Source organism: Sphingopyxis sp. RIFCSPHIGHO2_12_FULL_65_19 (assembly GCF_001830555.1).
Classification (GTDB): Bacteria; Pseudomonadota; Alphaproteobacteria; order Sphingomonadales; family Sphingomonadaceae; genus Sphingopyxis.
On the sequence record NZ_MIAM01000030.1, the window covers coordinates 77647 to 84317 of the forward strand.

A 6671-nucleotide genomic window follows, 5' to 3' on the forward strand; every position below is an offset into this window, starting at 1 on the left:
GCGCCGATCGCGGCGGGCAGATCCTCGGCCCCCCAGGTCAGGCCGAGCAGGCGCTCTTTCACTTCGCGATAGCTGCCAAGCTTAAAGATCGCCGCGGGGGTTTCGGTGGCAATCGGCAGGATCGCGGGCAGCGACGCATCGCGCGCCAATTCGCTGCGCAAGATGGTGTCGAGTTGCAGGATGCTCGGCGCGCCTTCGGCCTTGGGCAACATGATCGCGTCGGGCCGCGCGCCCGCAATTGCGGCAATGTCGGCCGCGGTCAGGTGTCCGTCGAGCGGATTGACGCGGACCAGCGTGACCACTTCGCGTGTCCCCGCCAGATATTCGGCGACGGCATGGCGCGCCATGTCCTTGTTCGCGGGCGACACCGAATCCTCCAGGTCGAGGATGATCGCATCGGCGCCCGACGCCGCGGCTTTGGCGAAGCGTTCGGGACGGTCGCCGGGCACGAAGAGGAGGGAACGAAGTCGCATTAGCTGGCCTTCCGCTGGATAAGGGCAGAACGCTCGCACTGGCATACAAGTTCATCGCGCTGGTTGATACAGCGGTGGAGGAAAGTGACGATGCCGGCATTGGGCCGCGATTTCGACTCCTTCAGGCCGACCACTTCGCTTGTCGCGTGCAGTGTGTCGCCGATGAACACGGGCTTGGGCATGACCAGCTTGTCATAGCCAAGGTTGGCGACGAGCGTGCCCAATGTCGTGTCGCCGACCGACAGCCCGACCATCAGGCTGAAGGTGAAGGTGCCGTTGACGAGGATCTGTCCGAATTCCGACGCCTTCGCCGCCTCGATATCGAGGTGCAGCGGTTGCGGATTGTGCGTCATCACGGTGAACAGCAGATTGTCGGTCTCGGTCACCGTGCGCCGGATGTCGTGGGTCAGCGTGTCGCCGATTGCCCACTCGTCGAAATATTTGCCGGCCATATCTTTACCTCTCCCATGGGAGAGGGATGCGAAGACTTGCCGGCTTGCCGGCTAGTCGCAGCTGGGTGAGGGGCTGTGCCCTCCCGTTAGCTCGCAACCCCTCATCCAACTCCGCCTAATCGCTGCGCGATAAGGCTCCATATCCTTCTCCCGCCGGGAGAAGGTCGTTTAGTCGGCCGCCGCTTCGATCTTCACCAGCAGTGCCTCGACCTGCACCTGCGCGCCCGCGGTTGCGTTAAGCTCCGCCACCACGCCGTCGAAGGGCGCGGTCAGGCTATGCTCCATCTTCATCGCTTCGAGCGTCAGCAATTTCTGCCCCTTGGTCACCTTGTCGCCCACCGCAACATCGACCGCGATGACCTTGCCGGGCATGGGCGACAGGATCGCGCCGTCGCTGACCGCGCCGCCGGTGCTCCCCGCGGCGCGCCAGGGCGTGAGCTGCCACACCGACCCGCTTTCGGCGACCAGCATCGCGGGGGCGGGCTCATCGGCGCCGGGGCCGTGCAGCGCCACCTCGACGCGCTTGCGGTCGAGCATGAAGGGCGCGCTGCGCACATCGGGCGCGTTGAGGCGAAATCCCGATTGCATCGAACGCGGCACCATCGCCATCGCGGCGTTGGTCAGCGCCTGGGCGGTCGGCACCGGCTCCTCGGTCATCGCGTCGCCGTCGCGGCCGATCAGCCCGGTATCGACGGTGCCCGCGACGAAGTCGGAATGACCCAGCGCATTGATCAGGAACGCCGAATTGCTTTTCACCGGCCAGATCGCGCTGTCCTCCAGCATCTCCGACAGCAATTCGCGCGCTTCCTCGCGGTCCTCGCCCCACGCGATGACCTTGGCGATCATCGGGTCGTAAAAGGGCGAGACTTCGGCGCCCTCATAGACGCCCGTATCGACGCGGCCCATATGTTCGGGAAGCTGGAACAGCTCGAGCGTGCCGATCGACGGCAGGAAGCCCTTGACGGGGTCTTCGGCATAGAGCCTGGCTTCCATTGCCCAGCCGTTGATCGAAAGCTCGTCCTGCGCCAGCGGGATTGGCTCGCCCGACGCAACGCGAAGCTGCCATTCTACAAGATCGACCCCGGTGATCTCCTCGGTCACCGGATGCTCGACTTGCAACCGGGTGTTCATTTCCATGAACCAGATGCGGTCGGCACGCAGGCCTTCGCTGGCGTCGGCAATGAATTCGATCGTGCCCGCGCCGACATAGTCGACCGCCTTCGCCGCGCGCACCGCGGCGGCGCAAAGCTCGGCGCGCGTCGCTTCGTCCATGCCGGGGGCGGGGGCTTCCTCGATCACCTTCTGGTGACGGCGTTGCAGCGAGCAGTCGCGCTCGAACAGGTGGACGACGTTGCCGTGGCTATCGCCGAACACCTGCACCTCGATATGGCGCGGGGTCAGGATATATTTCTCGATCAGCACATGATCGTTGCCGAACGACGCCGCCGCCTCGCGCTGGCATGAAGCGAGCGCGTCGATGAAGTCGGCTGCAGCATCGACCTTGCGCATCCCCTTGCCGCCGCCACCCGCGACCGCTTTGATCAGCACGGGGTAGCCGATCTGCGCCGCCTGCTCGGCAAGATAGGCCGGGTCCTGGTTCTCGCCCATATAGCCCGGCGTCACCGGCACGCCCGCATCGGCCATCAGCTTCTTCGCCGCATCCTTCAGCCCCATCGCAGTAATCGACGAGGGTTTCGGCCCAACCCAGACGAGCCCCGCATCAGCCACCGCCTGCGCGAACTCGGCATTCTCGGAGAGGAAGCCATAGCCCGGATGGATCGCCTCGGCGCCGGTTTCCTGCGCAGCGGCGATGATCTTCTCGCCGATCAGATAGCTCTCCCGCGCCGGCGACGGGCCGATATGCACGGCTTCGTCGGCCTCGCGCACATGCAGCGCCTTGGCGTCGGCGTCCGAATAGACCGCAACGGTCCGGATGCCCATCTCGCGCGCAGTGCGGATGATGCGGCAGGCGATTTCGCCGCGATTGGCGATGAGGAGGGAGTTGATCATGGGTGCGGTTCCGGAAAGCCGTGACGGGTATGGAGCGCTTCAAGCAGCGGCTTGATGTCATTCACGAAGCCGCCGTCGGAAAAGACAAGCGCGGGGAGGTTCTGGTTCGCGTCGCCAATAGCCTCGACGACAAGTTGGCGAGGGCGCGGCCAAGGTACGCGAATGACCTCAAGGTGGGCGGCACGATCGGGAAACATCGCCAGCAGACCTTCGACAAGGATGCAGTCGCGGCAATAAAAGGTTGCGCCCGGAAACGCAGGATCGTCGAACTCGCGATCGAGAATGAACAGCCGGTCGGGTGCTTCACTCATCGCATCACATCCTGAACACGCCGAAGCCGCGGTCTTCGACCGGAGCGTTCAGCGTGGCGGCGAAGGCCAGACCCAGCACGTCGCGGGTCTGCGCGGGGTCGATGATGCCATCGTCCCACAGGCGCGCGGTGGCGTGATAGGGATTGCCTTCATCCTCATACTTCTGGCGGATCGGCGCCTTGAAGGCTTCGGCTTCCTCCGGCGTCCATTTGTCGGCGTCGCGGTGGACGGTCGCCAGCACCGATGCCGCCTGTTCGCCGCCCATCACGCTGATCCGGCTGTTGGGCCAGCTGAAGAGGAAACGTGGGCTATAGGCGCGTCCGCACATGCCGTAATTGCCCGCGCCGAAGCTGCCACCGATCAACACGGTGATTTTCGGCACGGTGGCGGTTGCCACGGCCGTCACCAGCTTCGCGCCATGCTTGGCGATGCCCTCGGCCTCATATTTGCCGCCGACCATGAAGCCCGAAATATTCTGGAGGAAGAGCAGGGGGATGCGCCGTTGCTGCGCCAGCTCGATGAAGTGCGCGCCCTTGACCGCACTCTCGCTGAACAGCACGCCATTGTTGGCGAGGATCGCGACCGGGATGCCCCAGATATGCGCGAAACCGCAGACGAGTGTCGCGCCGTAATTCGCCTTGAACTCGTGAAATTCGCTGGCGTCGACGATCCGCGCAATCACCTCATGGACGTCATAGGGCGCGCGGACGTCGTCCGGGATGACGCCGTAAAGTTCTTCGCCATCATATTTCGGCGGCCGCGGGTCCTTCAGCACAACCTCGAACCCCTTGTCGTCGCCGAGGTGGCTGACGATGTCGCGCACGATGGTCAGCGCATGTTCGTCATTTTCGGCAAGATGATCGACGACGCCCGATTTCTTCGCGTGCAGGTCGCCGCCGCCCAGATCCTCGGCGCTGATCTCCTCGCCCGTCGCCGCCTTCACCAGCGGCGGACCGGCGAGGAAGATCGTGCCCTGGTTGCGCACAATGACCGTCTCGTCGCTCATCGCCGGCACATAGGCGCCGCCCGCGGTACAGCTTCCCATCACGCAGGCGATCTGCGGGATGCGCTTTGCCGACATATTCGCCTGGTTGAAAAAGATGCGCCCGAAATGGTCACGGTCGGGAAAGACCTGGTCCTGATGCGGCAGGTTGGCGCCGCCGCTGTCAACGAGGTAGATGCACGGCAGGCGGTTTGCCTCCGCAATCTCTTGTGCGCGCAGATGCTTCTTGACCGTCATCGGATAATAGGTGCCGCCCTTCACCGTCGCGTCATTGCACACGATCATGCACTGCCGCCCCGACACGCGCCCGATGCCGCAGATCAGCCCCGCGCCCGGCACTTCGCCTTCATACAGGTCGTTCGCCGCCAGCTGGCCGATTTCGAGGAAAGGCGAGCCCGGATCGAGCAGCCGCTCGACGCGCTCGCGCGGCAGCAATTTGCCGCGGCTGGTGTGGCGTTCGCGCGACTTTTCATTGCCGCCGAGCGCGGCTTCGGCGACCGCCGCCCGCAGCGCGTCGGTCAGCGCGCGGTTGTGCGCGCTGCGGGTGCGATATTCGTCGCTGTCCGCGTTGATGCTCGTGCCAAGAACGGGTGCGCTCACTGGTTGGTTTCTCCCTGCCTTTGGGGCGGATGGTCCGCTATGTTTTTGGCGATCAGGTAACGATAGACCCCGATTGCGTTGATGATCAGCAAAGCGACATTCTGCCACCCGATGCCTTCGCTGTCCGGTTGCAAGAAACCCCAGCCGATCAGGGCGAGGCTGCTCGTGACGAAAATGACGAACGCCCAGCCGGTCCAGCGGCGACCGAGGTTCAGCGAGACGAGCAACGCCGCCAGCGTCGATGCGCCGGCGCCATAATATTGCAGGGTGGTCAGCAGCGCCTCGCTCATGCCCATGCCCCGATCAGGGCGAAGATGCCTGCACCGCTGAGCGCGGGCCACGCGATATGGCGGCCGTTGGTGTAGGCAAGGTTCACCAATCCGGTCGCGAGCCAGCCGCTGCCGATGACGAGCAGCAATCCTGCCGGCGTTCCCGGCCAGACGATCGCTGCCGCAGAAATCAGCATCAGGATCGAGGTCGCATGCCAGGCGAACCGGACGATACGACGCGCGATCGGGTCGGCAAGCGGGCCGTCCCCGGCGCGCAACAGCGGTTGCACCAGCCGCCGATAGCCCAGCAAGGAATGGACCCCGGCCGTCGTCACCATCAGGGCGGCCGACAGCCAGAGCCAGATCACGCGCCCGCGCCGATCAGTTCGCGGCCGATCAGCATCCGCCGGATTTCATTCGTCCCCGCGCCGATGTCGAGCAGCTTGGCATCGCGCCAATAGCGTTCGACCGGCCAGTCCTTGGTATAGCCCGCGCCGCCAAGCGCCTGGATCGCTTCGCCCGCAACCTTCACCGCGCTTTCGCTGGCGAGCAATATGCACCCCGCGGCATCAAAGCGCGTCGTCTGTCCCGCGTCGCACGCCTTGGCGACGTTATAGACATAGGAGCGCGCCGACTGAAGCGCGACATACATGTCGGCAACCTTCGCCTGCATCAACTGGAACGACCCGATCGGCTTACCGAACTGCTTGCGCTCGCGAACATAGGGAATGACCGTGTCGAGGCACGCCTGCATGATCCCGAGCTGGAGCCCTGCGAGCACGACGCGCTCATAATCCAGCCCCGACATCAGTACGCCGACGCCGCCATTTTCCGGGCCCATCACCTGTTCCTCGGACACTTCGCAGTCGGTGAAGACCAGCTCGGCGGTTGGCGAACCGCGCATCCCGACCTTGTCGATCTTTTGCCCGATGCTGAACCCCGGCATATCCTTTTCGATCAGGAAGGCCGTGATCCCGCGTGAACCCGCTTCGGGGCTGGTCTTGGCGTAAACGACCAGCGTATCGGCGCAGGTCGCGTTGGTGATCCAGAATTTGGTGCCGTTGAGGACATAGCCGCCCTGAACCCGGTCGGCTTTCAGCTTCATCGACACGACGTCGCTGCCCGCGCCCGCTTCGGACATCGCCAGGCTGCCGACATGCTCGCCGCTGATCAGCTTGGGCAGATATTTCGCTTTCTGCTCGGCATTGCCCCAACGGCGGATCTGATTGACGCACAGGTTGGAATGCGCGCCATAGGACAGGCCGATCGCGGCGCTGGCGCGGCTGACTTCCTCGACCGCGATGACATGCTCCAGATAGCCGAGGCCCAGCCCGCCAAACTCTTCCTCTACGGTGATGCCGTGCAGGCCCAGCGCGCCCATCTGGGTCCACAATTCGTCGCGCGGAAACCAGTCGTCGGCGTCGGCCTTTGCCGCCAGCGGCGCGATCTGTTCATCGGCAAAGCGGGCGGTGGTGTCGCGGATCATGTCGGCGGTTTCGCCAAGCGCGAAATCGAAATCGGGGGTGGCGCGCATGAAATACCTATCGATCGAG

General features: G+C 64.5%; 7 protein-coding genes and 1 pseudogene. All 8 read right to left on the reverse strand.

Annotated elements, in window-relative coordinates:
- A pseudogene (locus A3E77_RS09960) lies at positions 1–473 on the reverse strand (aldolase/citrate lyase family protein); the annotation flags it as partial.
- Positions 473–925 carry a MaoC family dehydratase gene (locus tag A3E77_RS09965; protein WP_293645472.1) on the reverse strand — a complete coding sequence of 151 codons (453 nt, stop codon included), beginning with the start codon at positions 923–925 and terminating at the stop codon, positions 473–475. The pseudogene A3E77_RS09960 and the gene A3E77_RS09965, both read right to left, overlap by 1 nt.
- Positions 926–1093: 168 nt before the next feature.
- Positions 1094–2935 (reverse strand): acetyl/propionyl/methylcrotonyl-CoA carboxylase subunit alpha, encoded by a 1842-nt coding sequence (locus A3E77_RS09970; protein WP_293645474.1) that lies wholly within the window; start codon positions 2933–2935, stop codon positions 1094–1096.
- Positions 2932–3246 carry a DUF3088 family protein gene (locus tag A3E77_RS09975; RefSeq protein WP_293645476.1) on the reverse strand — a complete coding sequence of 105 codons (315 nt, stop codon included), beginning with the start codon at positions 3244–3246 and terminating at the stop codon, positions 2932–2934. Before A3E77_RS09975 ends, A3E77_RS09970 begins: the two co-directional genes overlap by 4 nt.
- Positions 3247–3250: 4 nt before the next feature.
- Entirely contained in the window at positions 3251–4849 is a 1599-nt protein-coding gene (locus A3E77_RS09980; protein ID WP_293645478.1) for a carboxyl transferase domain-containing protein, read from the reverse strand.
- A complete protein-coding gene (locus A3E77_RS09985) occupies positions 4846–5139 on the reverse strand; it encodes a hypothetical protein (protein WP_293645480.1) in 294 nt (97 codons plus the stop codon). The genes A3E77_RS09980 and A3E77_RS09985 overlap by 4 nt, the downstream gene beginning before the upstream one ends.
- Positions 5136–5486, reverse strand: coding sequence for a hypothetical protein (locus tag A3E77_RS09990; RefSeq protein ID WP_293645482.1), 351 nt, complete (start codon positions 5484–5486; stop codon positions 5136–5138). Before A3E77_RS09990 ends, A3E77_RS09985 begins: the two co-directional genes overlap by 4 nt.
- Complete coding sequence (locus A3E77_RS09995; RefSeq protein ID WP_293645565.1) at positions 5483–6652, reverse strand: isovaleryl-CoA dehydrogenase; 1170 nt, start codon at positions 6650–6652, stop codon at positions 5483–5485. Before A3E77_RS09995 ends, A3E77_RS09990 begins: the two co-directional genes overlap by 4 nt.
- Positions 6653–6671: the final 19 nt, after the last annotated feature.